The 13,326-nt window shown below is 59.8% G+C and carries 18 protein-coding genes; 7 read left to right on the top strand and 11 right to left on the bottom strand.

Annotated features, from left to right (window positions below; translation table 11 throughout):
- Positions 1-6: 6 nt before the first annotated feature.
- The 6 genes from ACGHEN_RS05920 to ACGHEN_RS05945 are packed head-to-tail and all read right to left on the bottom strand — an operon-like array spanning position 7 to position 3,121.
- Entirely contained in the window at positions 7-168 is a 162-nt protein-coding gene (locus ACGHEN_RS05920; protein ID WP_390398069.1) for a helix-turn-helix domain-containing protein, read from the bottom strand.
- Positions 165-584 (bottom strand): response regulator transcription factor, encoded by a 420-nt coding sequence (locus ACGHEN_RS05925; RefSeq protein WP_390398071.1) that lies wholly within the window; start codon positions 582-584, stop codon positions 165-167. The genes ACGHEN_RS05920 and ACGHEN_RS05925 overlap by 4 nt, the downstream gene beginning before the upstream one ends.
- A 45-nt stretch (positions 585-629) precedes the next feature.
- Entirely contained in the window at positions 630-818 is a 189-nt protein-coding gene (locus ACGHEN_RS05930; protein ID WP_390398074.1) for a hypothetical protein, read from the bottom strand.
- The gene (locus ACGHEN_RS05935; RefSeq protein ID WP_390398077.1) at positions 811-1,626 is read right to left on the bottom strand and encodes a lantibiotic ABC transporter permease; all 816 of its coding nucleotides are present in this window, start codon (positions 1,624-1,626) and stop codon (positions 811-813) included. The genes ACGHEN_RS05930 and ACGHEN_RS05935 overlap by 8 nt, the downstream gene beginning before the upstream one ends.
- The gene (locus ACGHEN_RS05940; RefSeq protein ID WP_390397099.1) at positions 1,626-2,396 is read right to left on the bottom strand and encodes a hypothetical protein; all 771 of its coding nucleotides are present in this window, start codon (positions 2,394-2,396) and stop codon (positions 1,626-1,628) included. The genes ACGHEN_RS05935 and ACGHEN_RS05940 overlap by 1 nt, the downstream gene beginning before the upstream one ends.
- Before the next feature lie 20 nt (positions 2,397-2,416).
- Complete coding sequence (locus ACGHEN_RS05945; RefSeq protein ID WP_390397101.1) at positions 2,417-3,121, bottom strand: lantibiotic protection ABC transporter ATP-binding protein; 705 nt, start codon at positions 3,119-3,121, stop codon at positions 2,417-2,419.
- A gap of 217 nt (positions 3,122-3,338) precedes the next feature.
- Between ACGHEN_RS05945 and ACGHEN_RS05950 the strand changes: the two genes are divergently transcribed.
- From ACGHEN_RS05950 to ACGHEN_RS05975, 6 genes are all read left to right on the top strand, one after another.
- Positions 3,339-4,043: a CDP-alcohol phosphatidyltransferase family protein gene (locus ACGHEN_RS05950; protein WP_390398079.1), complete on the top strand. Its 705-nt coding sequence runs from the start codon at positions 3,339-3,341 to the stop codon at positions 4,041-4,043.
- A gap of 65 nt (positions 4,044-4,108) precedes the next feature.
- Positions 4,109-4,543: an FHA domain-containing protein gene (locus ACGHEN_RS05955; RefSeq protein ID WP_195239292.1), complete on the top strand. Its 435-nt coding sequence runs from the start codon at positions 4,109-4,111 to the stop codon at positions 4,541-4,543.
- A 3-nt stretch (positions 4,544-4,546) separates the two neighbouring features.
- Positions 4,547-5,431: a MerR family transcriptional regulator gene (locus ACGHEN_RS05960; RefSeq protein WP_390398081.1), complete on the top strand. Its 885-nt coding sequence runs from the start codon at positions 4,547-4,549 to the stop codon at positions 5,429-5,431.
- Between the two features lie 38 nt (positions 5,432-5,469).
- Positions 5,470-6,000, top strand: coding sequence for an adenine phosphoribosyltransferase (locus tag ACGHEN_RS05965; RefSeq protein WP_022094518.1), 531 nt, complete (start codon positions 5,470-5,472; stop codon positions 5,998-6,000).
- A 32-nt stretch (positions 6,001-6,032) separates the two neighbouring features.
- Complete coding sequence (locus tag ACGHEN_RS05970) at positions 6,033-7,139, top strand: NlpC/P60 family protein (RefSeq protein WP_390398084.1); 1,107 nt, start codon at positions 6,033-6,035, stop codon at positions 7,137-7,139.
- 175 nt (positions 7,140-7,314) lie between these two features.
- A complete protein-coding gene (locus tag ACGHEN_RS05975) occupies positions 7,315-8,181 on the top strand; it encodes a DegV family protein (protein WP_390398087.1) in 867 nt (288 codons plus the stop codon).
- Between the two features lie 73 nt (positions 8,182-8,254).
- Here the strand turns inward: ACGHEN_RS05975 and ACGHEN_RS05980 are convergent, their stop codons facing one another.
- Positions 8,255-8,866, bottom strand: coding sequence for a DUF1836 domain-containing protein (locus tag ACGHEN_RS05980; protein ID WP_390398089.1), 612 nt, complete (start codon positions 8,864-8,866; stop codon positions 8,255-8,257).
- Positions 8,867-9,081: 215 nt separating this feature from the next.
- Positions 9,082-10,020 (bottom strand): NAD(P)/FAD-dependent oxidoreductase, encoded by a 939-nt coding sequence (locus ACGHEN_RS05985; RefSeq protein ID WP_390398091.1) that lies wholly within the window; start codon positions 10,018-10,020, stop codon positions 9,082-9,084.
- A gap of 117 nt (positions 10,021-10,137) precedes the next feature.
- Between ACGHEN_RS05985 and ACGHEN_RS05990 the strand changes: the two genes are divergently transcribed.
- The gene (locus tag ACGHEN_RS05990) at positions 10,138-11,439 is read left to right on the top strand and encodes a glycosyltransferase (RefSeq protein WP_390398093.1); all 1,302 of its coding nucleotides are present in this window, start codon (positions 10,138-10,140) and stop codon (positions 11,437-11,439) included.
- Between the two features lie 460 nt (positions 11,440-11,899).
- On the opposite strand, the gene dut is transcribed toward ACGHEN_RS05990, so the two are convergent.
- The 3 genes from dut to ACGHEN_RS06005 are packed head-to-tail and all read right to left on the bottom strand — an operon-like array spanning position 11,900 to position 13,292.
- Positions 11,900-12,343, bottom strand: coding sequence for a dUTP diphosphatase (gene dut / locus ACGHEN_RS05995; RefSeq protein ID WP_390398096.1), 444 nt, complete (start codon positions 12,341-12,343; stop codon positions 11,900-11,902).
- A 4-nt stretch (positions 12,344-12,347) separates the two neighbouring features.
- A complete protein-coding gene (nrdR, locus tag ACGHEN_RS06000; protein ID WP_055285168.1) occupies positions 12,348-12,791 on the bottom strand; it encodes a transcriptional regulator NrdR in 444 nt (147 codons plus the stop codon).
- Positions 12,792-12,842: 51 nt separating this feature from the next.
- Positions 12,843-13,292 carry a LysM peptidoglycan-binding domain-containing protein gene (locus ACGHEN_RS06005; RefSeq protein ID WP_117564803.1) on the bottom strand — a complete coding sequence of 150 codons (450 nt, stop codon included), beginning with the start codon at positions 13,290-13,292 and terminating at the stop codon, positions 12,843-12,845.
- Positions 13,293-13,326: the final 34 nt, after the last annotated feature.

Consider the following 13,326-nt stretch of genomic DNA (forward strand, 5'->3'; position numbering starts at 1 on the left):
CGGTCCTCAGAGCTGCCACTTGTACCCCATCCCCCAGACGGTCGCGATCGGATCGGCGCCGGCCTCGGAGAGTTTCCTCCGGGCGCGGCTGACCTGCATGGATATGGCCGCGTCGTCGGCGTCGCTCTCCCAGCCGAGCACCGCCTCGCGGATCTGCGCGCGGCTCATGACCTGCCCGGGGTGGCGGGCGAGGTACTCGCAGATGGCGTACTCGGTGGGCGTGAGCGGCGCTCACGGCGTAGATGGGCCGCGACCTTGGCGCGCAGCTCCGCGGCCCCGAAGGGCTTGCGGACGTAGTCGTCGGCGCCCAGGCCGTAGCCGGCCACGGCGTCCTCCTCGGCCACGCGCGCGGTCAGGAAGACGATGGGCCCGTCGAAGTCCGGGCGGATCTGCCGCACGAGCTCGAAGCCGTCGAGCCCCGGCATCATGACGTCGCAGAGCACGAGGTCGAAGCGCGAGAGGTCCATCCCCGGGACCGCCGTCGGGTCCGCCTCCCTGACGACCTCATGGCCGTCGCGGCCGAGGACGCGAGCGAGCGCGTCGAGGATCGCCCGTTCATCATCCACTGCCAGTATCTTCGACATGTTAGACCTCCTGAAACTCTCGTCGGAATTGTACTAGCGCCGCGCTCAGCGATCCAGAGCCCTGTGCACAGCCGCGGGCGCGGGCGCCCACATGGCGATCTCAGGGTTGGGCAGCACGCGGTCGGCGATCGAGCGCGGCGCCGACCCCCAGCCGGCGTCGAGCAGGGCATTCCCGCCCAGGACGAGCGCTGCGGAGAGGAGGGCGAGCACGGCGGCGAGCGGCTTCCTACTCATCTGCCCTCCCGTCCTCGAAGCGGCAGAACCAGGCCAGAAGGACGGCGGCGGCTGCCAGGGTGAGCACGAGGCCAGCGAGCGCAGTCGTGAGGAGAGGGCCCGCCGCGCGTGCGGCGTCGATGAAGGCCTCCACCCCGAGCGACCCCAGGCGCGCGGGCCAGGCGAGCGGCACCCAGCTCAGGGGCGTCGCCAGGGCACCGGTGAGCTCGCCGGTCATGAGGCCGTGCGCAAGTCCGCCCACCGAGAAGAACGCGAGGAGCACCCCCGCCGCGCCGGCGCCGATGGCGGCGTTGCGGCCGAGGCGCAGGGCCACGCCGAGCCCCAGCGCGTAGAGGGGCAGGCTGCCCAGCACGATGCCCGCCCAGGCGGCCGCAAGCGGAGCGGGCCCGAGCGGCAGGCGCCCGGCGACGGCGAGCACGGCCCCGAACACGCCGAGCGCCACGGCCAGCGCGCCCGCGCCGAGCGCCGCAAGGGCGAGCAGCTTCGCCGCGACGGCGCGCCCGCGCGAGGGGACCGCCGTGAGGTTGGCGAGGCGCCCGGCAGCGCGCTCCTCGTCCACGGCGAGCCCGCAGACGATGGCGGACATGAGCGGCATGAGGGCGCCGAGGAACTGGGCGTAGGCGTCCGCGCCCAGCGCCGGGTCCCATCGGGCTACGGAGAAGTACTCGCCGCAGGCAAGACCGGCTGCCAGGCCGCAGACGAGGTGCACCGCCGCGAGCGGGGAGCGCGCCAGGCGCAGGGCCTCGGAGAGCAGGGCCCGCGGGAGAGTCATGCGCGGCGTCGGGTCGGAGAGTCGTGTCACGGCCATCACCTCTCCTCGGAGCGCGCGAACCAGGCCGCGCCCGCCGCCGTGAGCGCGGCGAACGCGAGCGCGCAGACCGCAAGGCCCGCCAGCGTGAGCATGCCGTCCGCCGCGAGCGCCCCGCCGAGCGCCATGTCCGCCGCGAGCGGCTCGCCGCTCGGCAGCACGGGGATGAAGCTCGTGGGGATGACCATGCTCGCCGACGGCGGAAAGAGCTGCGGCAGCGGCACCAGCGACCAGGCGAACCCACCCACGAGCTGCGCGGCGAGCGGGCAGAAGATGCCCGCGAGCATTCCGAGCCGCGCCGTGAGGAAGAGCCCTGCGGGGATCATCCACGCCGCGGTCACCGTGTTGGCGAGCGCGCAGAGGAGCATCGTGAGCGTGCCCGCGGCCGTGAGGCCCTGCGAGGAGAACGCCGATCCCGCGAGGTAGATGCCGAAGACCACGAGGTTCGAGAGCGCGCAGAGCGCGAGGCACCAGAGCGCCTTGGCCCACCAGGCGCGCCCGAGCGGGAAGCCCAGGCCCAGAAGCCCCCGCATCCGCGTGCGCGCGTCCGCCCGCGCGACGCACGCCACCACGAGCGAGAGAGCCACGGGCAGGAAGAGCGCGTACCAGTAGTTCCACGCGCTGAAGATCTGCACGCCCCGGTAGGGCATCGCGCCGAGCAGCGGCATCGGCAGCGCCATGAGCACGGCCAGGCGAACCGGTGCCGCGTGGCGCGACTTCAGGGCCTCGGCGCGCAGGCCCGCGAGCAGGCCGCCTTTCTCGCCCGTCATGCCGCCACCTCCCCGCGCGCTCATCGCCCCTCCCGGCAGACGCTCATGAAGAGTTCCTCGAGGTCCTGCCCGGGTCGAAGCGCATCCTCGTAGGCGAGGCGCCCCCCGCAGATGATGCCGATGGTGTCCGCCATCTGCTGCACCTCGGAGAGGATGTGGCTCGAGACGATCACCGTCGTACCCGCCGCCGCGAAGCCGCGGATCTGGTCGCGCAGCTCCTCGATGCCGATGGGGTCGAGGCCGTTGGTGGGCTCGTCGAGCACGAGCAGGCGTGGCCGGGCGATCAGCGCCAGCGCGAGCCCCAGGCGCTGCCGCATGCCCATCGAGAAGCGCCCGGCGCGCTTCTTCCCGGTGTCCGCGAGGTCCACGGCGGCGAGCACCTCATCTACGCGGCTCTCGGGAAGGCCCAGCAGCGTGGTGCGCACGCGCAGGTTCTCGCGCGCGGTGAGGTTGGGGTAGAGCGGCGCCTCCTCGATGAGGCTGCCGATTGCGTAGAGGTCCTCGCGGCGCCAGGCGTGCCCGGCAAAGAGGATCTCCCCGGCCGTCGGCCGCAGCATCCCGCAGATCATCTTGAGCGTTGTCGACTTGCCGGCTCCGTTGGGACCGAGCAGCCCGTACACCTCGCCCTCGCGGATATGAAGGCTCACGTCGGCCACGGCATCCTGCGCCTGGTCGCCGCGGCCGAAGCGCTTGGTGAGCCCGCGCGTCTCGAGCATGTAGCCCATGGGTTCGTCCTTTCTCTTCCGGGCGCGCGGGCCGAGCCACCGTGCCCGCGCGCCTTGCCTTTCGGGTTCACCATCCATGGTGGGGCGCGTTTCTAACGAAGCCGTAACGGCCGTTGGAGTCTTATATATGTCTGGACTCTCTATGCTCGCGCTGGATAGACATCGCCAGAACGGGTATAGTATCGAAAGTTTTGTCGTTTACCAGCGGGGGAGTCCTGTGGGCATCAAAAAGAAGATCAAAAAGGAGCTTATCGGCACTTCCGATTACCCGTCGAATAAGATCTTTACGATCTCCAATTTCATCACCTTTACGCGCCTGATCCTCACGCTCGTCTTTCTGTACCTGTTTGTGACGGACAACAACCGTGTCGTCGCCATTGTCATCTATGCTATTGCGGCCTCCACCGACTGGATGGACGGTCAGATTGCCCGCATGACCAAAACGGTCTCGTGGCTCGGCAAGGTTATGGACCCCATCTGCGACCGTGCACTGCTGTTTACCGGCGTGTTGGGCCTGGTAGTCCGCGGCGAGCTTCCCATCTGGGTCTGCGTGCTCATTATCGGCCGCGATATCTACCTGGGTATCGGCACGCTCATCGTGCGCCATTATCACCGTCGTCCCATCGATGTCGTCTTTCCCGGCAAGATTGCCACGGCGCTGCTCATGACCGGCTTCTCACTCATGCTGCTTGGGTTCCCCATCATAGACGGCTGGCATCTGCTGCCCGCCACGTTCACGGCATTCCCAGGCCTCAATGGCAGCTCGGTGCCCCTCGGCATCTTCTTTGTGTACGGCGGCGTGATCTTCTCCATGCTCACCGCTGTCATCTATTCCATTAAGGGAGGGGCGGCCATTAAACAGGCCATCGCGCATCCCGAGGACGAGGACACCGACTTTCTCAACCCCGAAATCGAAGACTGATTCATTGGGGTATGATTACGTACGGTTCATTCTTTGCGGCGTGGCCGCGTTAGATAGGGGTTGTCATGGACAACAAGGTTAACAATATGCCTCAGAACGATAAGACTGCGGACGCTACCTGCGTTTTCCGCGTTCCTTCGAGCGATGTCACTGTTCCCGACCTTATGGCCAACGTGCACATCACCGCTCCGGTTCTGTCCATCGTCAAGGGCCCGCAGACCGGAGCTGCCTTTGAGCTCGAAGACGACGTGACCACCATCGGCCGCGATCCCGCGAACGGCATCTTCCTCAACGACATGACCGTCTCGCGCAGTCACGCACGCATTATTCGTGAGGGCCTGGGCGCCCGTATTGAGGATCTGGGCTCGCTCAACGGCACCTGGGTCGACGGCGCCATCGTCAACGGTGCTCCGCTGCACGACGGCTCTTCCGTTCAGATCGGTACGTTCACGCTCATCTACCACGAGAGCACGCCGGAGCGCATCGAAACCGGTGAGTAGGTAATGGCCGAACGCAACTATCTGAGTATCGGCCAGGTCGTCAATCTACTTCGAGGCGCATACCCCGATCTATCGAACTCAAAAATTAGATTTCTAGAAGATGAGGGGCTCATCACCCCTCATCGCACGCCTAAGGGCTATCGTCAGTACTCCAAGGAGGACGTTGACCGCCTGGAGGTCATTCTGCACCTGCAGAAGACTCGCTACATGCCGCTCAACGTGATCAAGCAGCGCCTGGAAAACGCCACGGACCTGTCTACGCTCGCCTACGAGGTGGGCCTGTTGTCCGATGTTCCGCTCAAGACGGAACCCAAGGAGACTAAGCAAAAACTGCATCCCATCGAGACCATCCCCGATATGCTCGGCGTCGAGATCTCGTTTATCCGCTCCCTGGCCGAAAACGACCTCATTCGCATCATCAAGAGCCCGCAGAATCGCGAGCTTGTCGATGGCCGCGATTTCCCGATCATCCGCTATTGCTCCGAGCTTTCGCGCTTCCATATCGAGCCGCGCAACCTGCGCCAGTACGTATCGTCCGCAAACCGCGAGTCCTCGATGTTTGAGCAGGTGCTCGTGAGCATGCTCGGTATGGATACTTCCGACGACGAGCGCGATGCCAAGCTCGAGCGTGCATTTAAGAAGCTGCATGACCTCACCGAGGGCGTCCATACCGCTCTGCTCAAGAACCGTGTATTCGAGTCACTCAACGCCGTGGTGGAGGATGCCGATATCGATGCCCTCGACGAGGAGATCGCACGCTCAGAGTCAACCAAGGCCAAAAGCGAAGAGACATCTACCTCCGCGGTCCCCGTGCGTGAGGAATCCCTCGTGCAGCCGCTCAAAGTTGTCGCCCCCTCACGCGCCGGCACCGCCAGCGCGGCCAAATAGACGCTGCTACAAACCAGCCTCCCCTGAAAGGTCATGCCATGTACGACTTCGAATCTCACATCGTCGACATCCCCGACTATCCCGAGCCCGGAGTCGTCTTTAAGGACATCACGCCGCTCTTTGGTAATCCCGAAGCGCTAAAGGCCATGGTAGATGCCCTGGCCGAGCATTTTGCCGGCATGGGCATCACCAAGGTCGTGGGTCCCGAGGCTCGCGGCTTTATGGTCGGCGTGCCCGTGGCCGTCGCCCTGGGCGCTGGCTTTGTGCCCGCACGCAAGCCGGGCAAGCTGCCTCGCAAGACGGTGAGCGAGAGCTACGAGCTCGAATATGGCACCGACTCTATCGAGATCCACGCCGATGCCATTACCTCTAAAGATACCGTGTTGATTCTGGACGACTTGGTCGCGACGGGCGGAACCGTTGAGGCAACAGGTAAACTGGTGCGAGATATGGGCGCAAAGCTTGTGGGTTACGGTTGTATCCTCGAGCTTGCGTTTCTCAACCCGCGCAAGAAGCTCACGCCTTCCAACGAGGACGTCGAGCTCTTTAGCCTGGTAACGGTGGACTAGCCGCTACCCTTAGATACCGGAAAGGAAGCTCCATGCGCACAGCAAATACGCACAAAAACATGGCACGCTGCGCTGCTACGGCAACCCTCGCTTGTGTTTTGGGCCTGGGCCTCGCGGCTCCGGCCTATGCCGATACCGCATCCGATCTTGCCGCTGCTCGTACCAAACTCGAGCAGATCGGCACGCAGACCCAGCAAATTCATGAAGAACTCTCCGCACAGACGCAAGAGCTTGATCAGACTGCAGGCGAGATCACGCAAAAGCAGCAAGAGATTGCCGAGGGCCAGGCAAAGCTTTCGAGCTACGTTGCCGGTGAGTACAAGACCGGCGGTCTGAGTCTCCTTCAGGTTCTGACGGGCGTCGACGATCTGGGCGACATGCTCAACCGTCTGTTCTATTACGGCAAGGTTTCCGACAAGCAGGCCCAGACCATTCAGGATGTCAAGGACCTTAAGCAGCAGCTCACCGATAAGCAGGCCGAGCAGGAGAAGAACGTCGCCGCCACGCAAAAGAAAGTCGACGAGCTCAATGCCCAGCAGGCTGAGGCCCAGAGTGTCGTGAACTCCCTGGATTCACAGCTGCAGGCCGAGCTTGCTGCCGAGGCCGAGGCCAACGCCGCGCTGCAGGCCGGTATCAACGCCAGCACCGCCGAAAAGGCCACGGTGCGCAACGACACCGCCGGTACGACCGAGAACACCCCCGCGCCCGCTCCAGCTCCCACGCCGCAGCCTTCGACGCCTGCTCCTGCTCCTACGCCGCAGCCCTCGACGCCCGCTCCGGCTCCGACGCCTTCCGCACCGAGCCAGTCTGTTGACGGCGGCTCCGTTGTTTCGCGCGCCTACAGCAAGCTTGGTTGCGCTTATTCCTGGGGCGGCATTGGACCGGACAGCTTTGACTGCTCCGGTTTTGTAAGCTACTGTCTCACGGGCCGTTATTGCCGTCTTGGTACCACTGGCACCTTCATGGGCTGGACCCGCGTGTCCGACCCGCAACCCGGCGATGTCGTGGTTAACTCCTACCATACTGGCATCTATATCGGTAATGGTCAGATGATCCATGCTTCCGACTACAAGACGGGCGTCATCATCAGCTCCGTCGCAGCCGGCATGAACAACAACTACATTTTCGTGCGCTACTAAGTCACTCTGTATAGCATACGAATGTGAACCTCGTGGCCTTTGGGCTGCGGGGTTCATTTATTTGTGACCGTGCTCCATACATGATCCCAATGAGCTAGTTTTCAATACTAGATGCACGTTTCAAAGGTAAGCAAGATGGCTATAATAAATGAGAAACATCTAGAAAGGACCCTCTATGAGCTGGGCACTTATCTCCGATTCGAGCTGCAACCTCCGCGATTGGCAACCGACCGCGCCCCATACCACCTTTGCATTTGCACCCCTCAAAATTCGAGTGGGGGAGCGCGAGTTCGTCGATGACCTCACGCTCGATGTTCACGAACTCAATTGCGCCGTGCAGGCGGAGTCGAGCGCTTCTTCGAGCGCCTGTCCGAGCGTAGGCGAGTGGACCGAACTCTTTAGGCTTGCCGACAAGACAATTTGCATGCCTATCTCCGAGGGCGTCTCGGGAAGCTACAATGCCGCCGCCACGGCACGCGATTTGGTTCTTGCCGAGGATCCGAACCGTCAGATTCATCTGGTCAATTCACGCGGAGCCGGCGGCAAAATGGACCTGATCTTCCTGCTGTTCGACCGCTATCTCGCAAGCAATCCAGACGTCTCTTTTGAGGAAGCCTGCAGCTATTTTGATGAGCTGGAACTGAACAGCAAGATCCTCTTTAGCCTGTGCAATTACGAAAATCTCGCCAAGGCCGGACGTATTCCCAAGGCAGCTGGGGTTATCGCCAATAAACTCAACATTCGAGTTTTAGGCACAGCAAGCGAGGAGGGGGAGATCAAGCTCGTCGGTCACACCCGTGGCGAAAAGAAGATGCTTGGAAAGATTGTCGACACCATGGAGGCCGAAGGCTTTACTGGCGGCGAGGTCGTTATCGACCACGTCGAGAATGAGGTAGGCGCCCAGGCACTTGCCAGCCGAATTGCGGAGCGCTGGCCAGGCTCCAAGACTATCATCATGCCGTGTAACGGGCTAGATTCATACTATGCCGAGATGCACGGCCTCATCATCGGCTACGGCATGGGCGTGGCTTCGGGCCGATAATTTCCAACTAAACAAAAACACGGGCGGGACAAATTGCCTAATGGCTCTTTGTCCCGCCCGTCTTGTACGTCGGCTAGCTATTAAACCCATTGAACTTTAGGTAGCTCATTAGATACGCCTTCGATACAAAAGACGATACCGCGCTGCGTACGAGCAGCGACTCGCGTGTGACCTGATGAGCCGTATCGGGTACAGGAACCTGCTCAATGGAAAAAGCCGCGCGAATCGATGCCTCGAGCTGATCAATCACATAATCAAAGGCGGTCGTTGCATCATAGCTCAGGCGCTGAATGTTAAAGAGTGCCTGAACCGCAGCGATGGGCAGCACCTGCTTAAAGATACAAATGGTGATGAGACGCGCAATCTGCTCGCGACCATATTGCTTTTTAACCGGAGCGGGAACGAGGCCGACCTTTACGTAGTTATTGATCATCGATGGCGTAATGACGGGCTGCTCAACACAAATCGAAAGCGGCTCCATCCACAGCTCGATGTACTCAATGACCTGGTCACGGTAGAGCGTTACATTCGGCAACTGGTTATAGCGCGGCAAGCTGAGCGTATTGAGTTTGCGGACTATATCAGACTGGATAAATGCATCAGGTAGCACCGTTGGCTGAATATCCTCTGGGCTAATGCTAACCGACGTATCGGACATAGGAATGACATGTTTAACGTGATTCATATGGTGCCTCCGTTCGTTTTCAATATTGTATTCTAGATTATCTAGTTTTGCATACCACAATGAACGGTATGATCGTCGGCTTTGGCTCGAGTCCGGCCGCAGGATAACTGGCTTGTTTTTGCACAACAAAACGTCCAGCAGCAACGTTGCCTCAAGCTCGTTACTGCTGGACGTTTAAGTAAAATAACAACCTTACATAAGATATATTATCGTACTTATCCGCGTAGAAAAGCGTATGCGCTGGTAGCCGCTATGGCTCCGTCCGAAACGGCGGTCACAACTTGACGTAAACGCTTGGAGCGGATATCGCCGGCGGCAAATAAGCCAGGTGTGCGGGTGGCCATCGATTCGTCGGTCACAATACCGCCGTCGGGCGCGAGATCTACCAGATGCTCTACAAGCTCAGTATGGGGCTGCGTGCCAGCAAAGACAAAAATGCCAAACGAACCAGGATCAAAGGACTCAGCGTGCATTTCACTAGTCGCATTGTCCTTAAACGTGATTGTCGTGGGCATCGCCTCACCAGAAAGCTCAACAATACTAGTTTGGTACCTAACTGAAATATTATCTTTTGCGAGTACCTTTTGAACCACGCCATCGGGGGCACGGAACTGATCGCGGCGCAAGACAATGGTCACGCTGCTGGCGATTTCTGACAAGAACAGGGCTTCCTCGCAGGCAGCATTACCGCCACCGATGACAAAGACCTGTTTACCGCGAAAGAACATGCCATCGCACGTCGCGCAATAAGAAACGCCACGACCGCGATACGTATCCTCGCCAACAAAACCAGCAGATCGCGGCGTGGCACCCATGCAAGCGATAACGCTCGAGGCCAGCGTATCGCCCATATCGTGATGCACCGTAAACAGCGCCGCATCCGCATCGTAATCGATACCCGTAACCATGCTCCATGCAACCAGTGCCCCCAGGCCCTCTGCATGTTGCTGAAACCGCTCGCCGAGTTCGGCGCCACTCAAGAGCGGAATGCCCGGATAGTTCTCGACCTCATTGGTTGTGGCGATCTGTCCTCCCGACATACCTTGCTCAATCACGGTCGTCGTTAGGTTGGCGCGCACCGCGTAAATGGCTGCAGCATAGCCCGCAGGCCCGCCGCCGATAATCGCAACATCGATCGGCTGATGAGTAGTCATGAAGAGACCTCCTGTCGAAAGATTGGCGTTCTTTGCGCTCATACCCAAATTTATGCGAACGTGACACTCATGCACTACAATGATTCTCTGTGAAACAAAGATGAAGGGGAGATATCGATGGATCAGACGCAGACGAGCGATGACGCTCCCCTGCTCACGCACAGCACTCCCCAATCGGGTCAAACCACGCTCTTGGCTCAGCAAAAACCTCTCGTGACTATCGTGCACGCCTCGGTCGGCTCGGGCCACAAGGCCGCCGCAAATGCGATTGCGCAGGCATTCGACCACATCCGCGGCACCAATGGCATCCCCGAGGATGTTGAGATTGAAGTGCTCGATATCCTTGATTTTGGACGCATAAAATTCGACGGCAACAAAACGGCCGCCTCGTTTACCGGCGCCACGCGCCCAATTTATGACTTGACCTGGCGTTATACCCTTACCGGACACCTGCTTTGGGGCGGTGGCACGGCATGGTCGCGCATCATGTTCCCCGCATTTAACGAATACGTTCGAACTCGCAGGCCCATTGCCGTGGTAGCCACACATATCACGGCAGCCAACGTCGCCGTCGGCGCGCGCGTCATTACGGGCATCGACTATCCCGTCATTTGCGTACCGACCGATTACGAGGTCGAGGGTTGGTGGCCCCATAAGGACACCGACCTATTCTGCGTAGCAAACGAGTTTATGGCCGAAACACTCCGACCCCGTAAGGTTCCCGAGGCAAAGATCCGCATTACGGGCATCCCCATTCGCGCCGGGTTTGATACGGACTACAACCGCGAGGAAGAACTCGAGAAGTTCAATCTCCCCACAGACAAGCTCGTTGTGCTGGTGATGGCCGGCGCCAGTTTGCCTCAACCGTACGTTCGCTTTCGCGCGGAGATGGACCGCACCCTCCCCTTCCTGCGCAGCTTCGAGGACATGCACTTTGTCTTTTTGCCGGGCAAGGATGCCGAATATGCCACCCGTCTCAAAACGCTTTTCGATGCCATGAAACTCGAGAACGTCACTGTTCTTGACTACGTCGATGACATGGCAGCGCTTATGCACGGCTGTGACCTAGCAATTCTCAAATCGGGCGGACTCACTGTTACCGAATGCCTGTGCGCACACCTACCAATGATTCTGCTGGGCAAGTCATATGGCCAGGAAAAGGCCAACACCACCATGCTCACCGGCATGGGCGCCAGCATGCATGTCACGACCGCACGCGAGCTCATCGTGACACTGCGTCATCTCCACGATCATCCCGAATCGCTCAAGGCACTACTCATTAACGGCGAAGTGCTGCGCCGTCCACGCGCAGCCGAGGATATCGCCATCGCAACCATGGAACTTGCAGGCAAGCCCCAAAAGCGCAAACGAGCCTTCTGCCGCTTCTACTGGGGCGGAAAACCTGCGCATATCCGCTAGCCGAAAGTTCGCTGCTCGGCGGGAGCCGCCCATATATCATTCCATGCTCAAACATTCTCGCGGGGCGCTCGCATCCCTCCCGCCCACCTCTCACACATATCATTCCATGCTCAAACATTCTCGCTTCGCTTCGCTCGCTGCGAAACTGCGCGTGGAACGATATGTGTGAGAGGTGGGCGGGCGTCTACTCGCTTGAAAACAATAATCAATCTTTCTGATATGCAGATGCGACAAAGGATCAATCCCCTTGCCGCATCTGCTAACTGCAATTAATTACTTTGGTTCACCTTTGCAGCTTCTAATATGAGGATCCGGCGCAGCTTGTAGTGCGTAAACGCAGCTGACCGGCCCGACCCGCCTATATATCGTCCCACGCGCAGTTTCGCAGCGAAGCGAGAATGTTTGAGCATGGGATGATATATAGGCGGGTCGGGCCGGTCAGCGGACAGTACGTAAACGACTAGGATACGCCACTGGAGCCGAAGCCTCCGTTGCCTCGATCAGTTTCGTCTAGTTCTTCTACTTCTACGAGATTGACCGTGGGGACTTCTTGGATGACGAGTTGGGCGATGCGGTCGCCTTTGTTGATCTGGATATTGTTGGTGGGATCTAGGTTGATGAGGATGACCTTAAGCTCACCTCGATAGTGGGCGTCGATGAGACCGGGCGTGTTGACTATAGACAGGCCTTGCTTAATGGCTAGGCCGCTGCGGGGTTGGACAAAGCCGGCGTAGCCATCGGGCAGCGCAATGGCCAAGCCAGTGGAGACCAAACGACGCTCAAAGGGCTTGAGGGTGCAGTCTTCGTTGGCGCGGAGGTCAAGACCGGCATCTGTGGGGTGAGCGTATTTGGGAAGCTCGACCGTGGGATCGAGTCGCTTAATGTTAACGGTAATGTTGGACATGAAATCACCTTAGCTTGTCGAGCTCTTGCAAAAACTCGTCGACGTCTTTGAAATCGCGATAGACCGAGGCAAAGCGAATGTAGGCCACCTTGTCGATCTTGGCCAGGCGCTTGAGCACCATATCGCCCAGTTCGTGGGACGTTACAGCCGTCAGCGTACGCGAACGCAGCTCCACCTCGATATCATCGATGATCTCGTTGAGCTTTTTCGTATCGATATCGCGCTTAATCGTGGCGCGCATCAGGCCGACCAGCAGCTTGTTGCGATCGAACCGCTGCTTAGACCCGTCGGATTTGATAACCTCGATGGGATCTTCGCAGCGCTCGAACGTCGTAAAACGATAATTGCACGAACAGCATTCGCGACGACGCTTGATAGTGTTGTTCGACTCCTGCATACGGGAATCGACAACGCGGGTATGTGCCTTGCCGCATTTGGGACAGCGCATGGTACCTCCTCTTAAACGATAACAAGGGTACCATGCGACCGAGCGGAAATCTTACGAACGAGCCGGAACTTTCAGAACTGCACCAGCATCAAGAGAGCCACGATCGAGGTGATTGACGCTACGAATCATGTCGGAAGTCTCCTGCGTGGAAAGGCCATCGATGGGATGCTCCTGGGCAAGCGACCACAGAGAATCGCCGGACTGCACACGAACCGTCTCGTAGGTAACGTTGGCTACGGAATCGGCATATGCTGCGTGACGAGCAGAAAAGACTGACGTGGCGAGCACAAAGAACAAGGTGAATGCTACAGCAACAGCAACAATCGTCGAGGCCTTCAGGGCAACAGGAGCCGAAGCAGCGGCCGCACGCTGGGTGCGAACGGGTTTAGTGGCCACGGCCTGAAAATGGGAGCGTCCACCCTTCACGACCGTGAAGGCAGGCGAGGCAGGCGCCTCGAGCTTAAGAGCAAGGTTTCCCTGGACCATATCCGCTGCGTTCATTCTGTTCTCCTCTCGTTTGTTTTGACGAGAACTG

It is taken from the genome of Collinsella sp. i06-0019-1H4 (assembly GCF_042849575.1).
Lineage (GTDB): Bacteria > Actinomycetota > Coriobacteriia > Coriobacteriales > Coriobacteriaceae > Collinsella.

Excerpts from the sequence above, each read along its gene's own strand:
- ACGHEN_RS05920 (WP_390398069.1), bottom strand. The coding sequence starts at position 168 with ATGAGCCGCGCGCAGATCCGCGAGGCGGTGCTCGGCTGGGAGAGCGAC.
- ACGHEN_RS05925 (WP_390398071.1), bottom strand. The coding sequence starts at position 584 with ATGTCGAAGATACTGGCAGTGGATGATGAACGGGCGATCCTCGACGCG.
- ACGHEN_RS05930 (WP_390398074.1), bottom strand. The coding sequence starts at position 818 with ATGAGTAGGAAGCCGCTCGCCGCCGTGCTCGCCCTCCTCTCCGCAGCG.
- ACGHEN_RS05935 (WP_390398077.1), bottom strand. The coding sequence starts at position 1,626 with ATGGCCGTGACACGACTCTCCGACCCGACGCCGCGCATGACTCTCCCG.
- ACGHEN_RS05940 (WP_390397099.1), bottom strand. The coding sequence starts at position 2,396 with ATGACGGGCGAGAAAGGCGGCCTGCTCGCGGGCCTGCGCGCCGAGGCC.
- ACGHEN_RS05945 (WP_390397101.1), bottom strand. The coding sequence starts at position 3,121 with ATGGGCTACATGCTCGAGACGCGCGGGCTCACCAAGCGCTTCGGCCGC.
- ACGHEN_RS05955 (WP_195239292.1), top strand. The coding sequence starts at position 4,109 with ATGGACAACAAGGTTAACAATATGCCTCAGAACGATAAGACTGCGGAC.
- ACGHEN_RS05960 (WP_390398081.1), top strand. The coding sequence starts at position 4,547 with ATGGCCGAACGCAACTATCTGAGTATCGGCCAGGTCGTCAATCTACTT.
- ACGHEN_RS05965 (WP_022094518.1), top strand. The coding sequence starts at position 5,470 with ATGTACGACTTCGAATCTCACATCGTCGACATCCCCGACTATCCCGAG.
- ACGHEN_RS05970 (WP_390398084.1), top strand. The coding sequence starts at position 6,033 with ATGCGCACAGCAAATACGCACAAAAACATGGCACGCTGCGCTGCTACG.
- ACGHEN_RS05975 (WP_390398087.1), top strand. The coding sequence starts at position 7,315 with ATGAGCTGGGCACTTATCTCCGATTCGAGCTGCAACCTCCGCGATTGG.
- ACGHEN_RS05980 (WP_390398089.1), bottom strand. The coding sequence starts at position 8,866 with ATGAATCACGTTAAACATGTCATTCCTATGTCCGATACGTCGGTTAGC.
- ACGHEN_RS05985 (WP_390398091.1), bottom strand. The coding sequence starts at position 10,020 with ATGACTACTCATCAGCCGATCGATGTTGCGATTATCGGCGGCGGGCCT.
- ACGHEN_RS05990 (WP_390398093.1), top strand. The coding sequence starts at position 10,138 with ATGGATCAGACGCAGACGAGCGATGACGCTCCCCTGCTCACGCACAGC.
- dut (WP_390398096.1), bottom strand. The coding sequence starts at position 12,343 with ATGTCCAACATTACCGTTAACATTAAGCGACTCGATCCCACGGTCGAG.
- nrdR (WP_055285168.1), bottom strand. The coding sequence starts at position 12,791 with ATGCGCTGTCCCAAATGCGGCAAGGCACATACCCGCGTTGTCGATTCC.
- ACGHEN_RS06005 (WP_117564803.1), bottom strand. The coding sequence starts at position 13,292 with ATGAACGCAGCGGATATGGTCCAGGGAAACCTTGCTCTTAAGCTCGAG.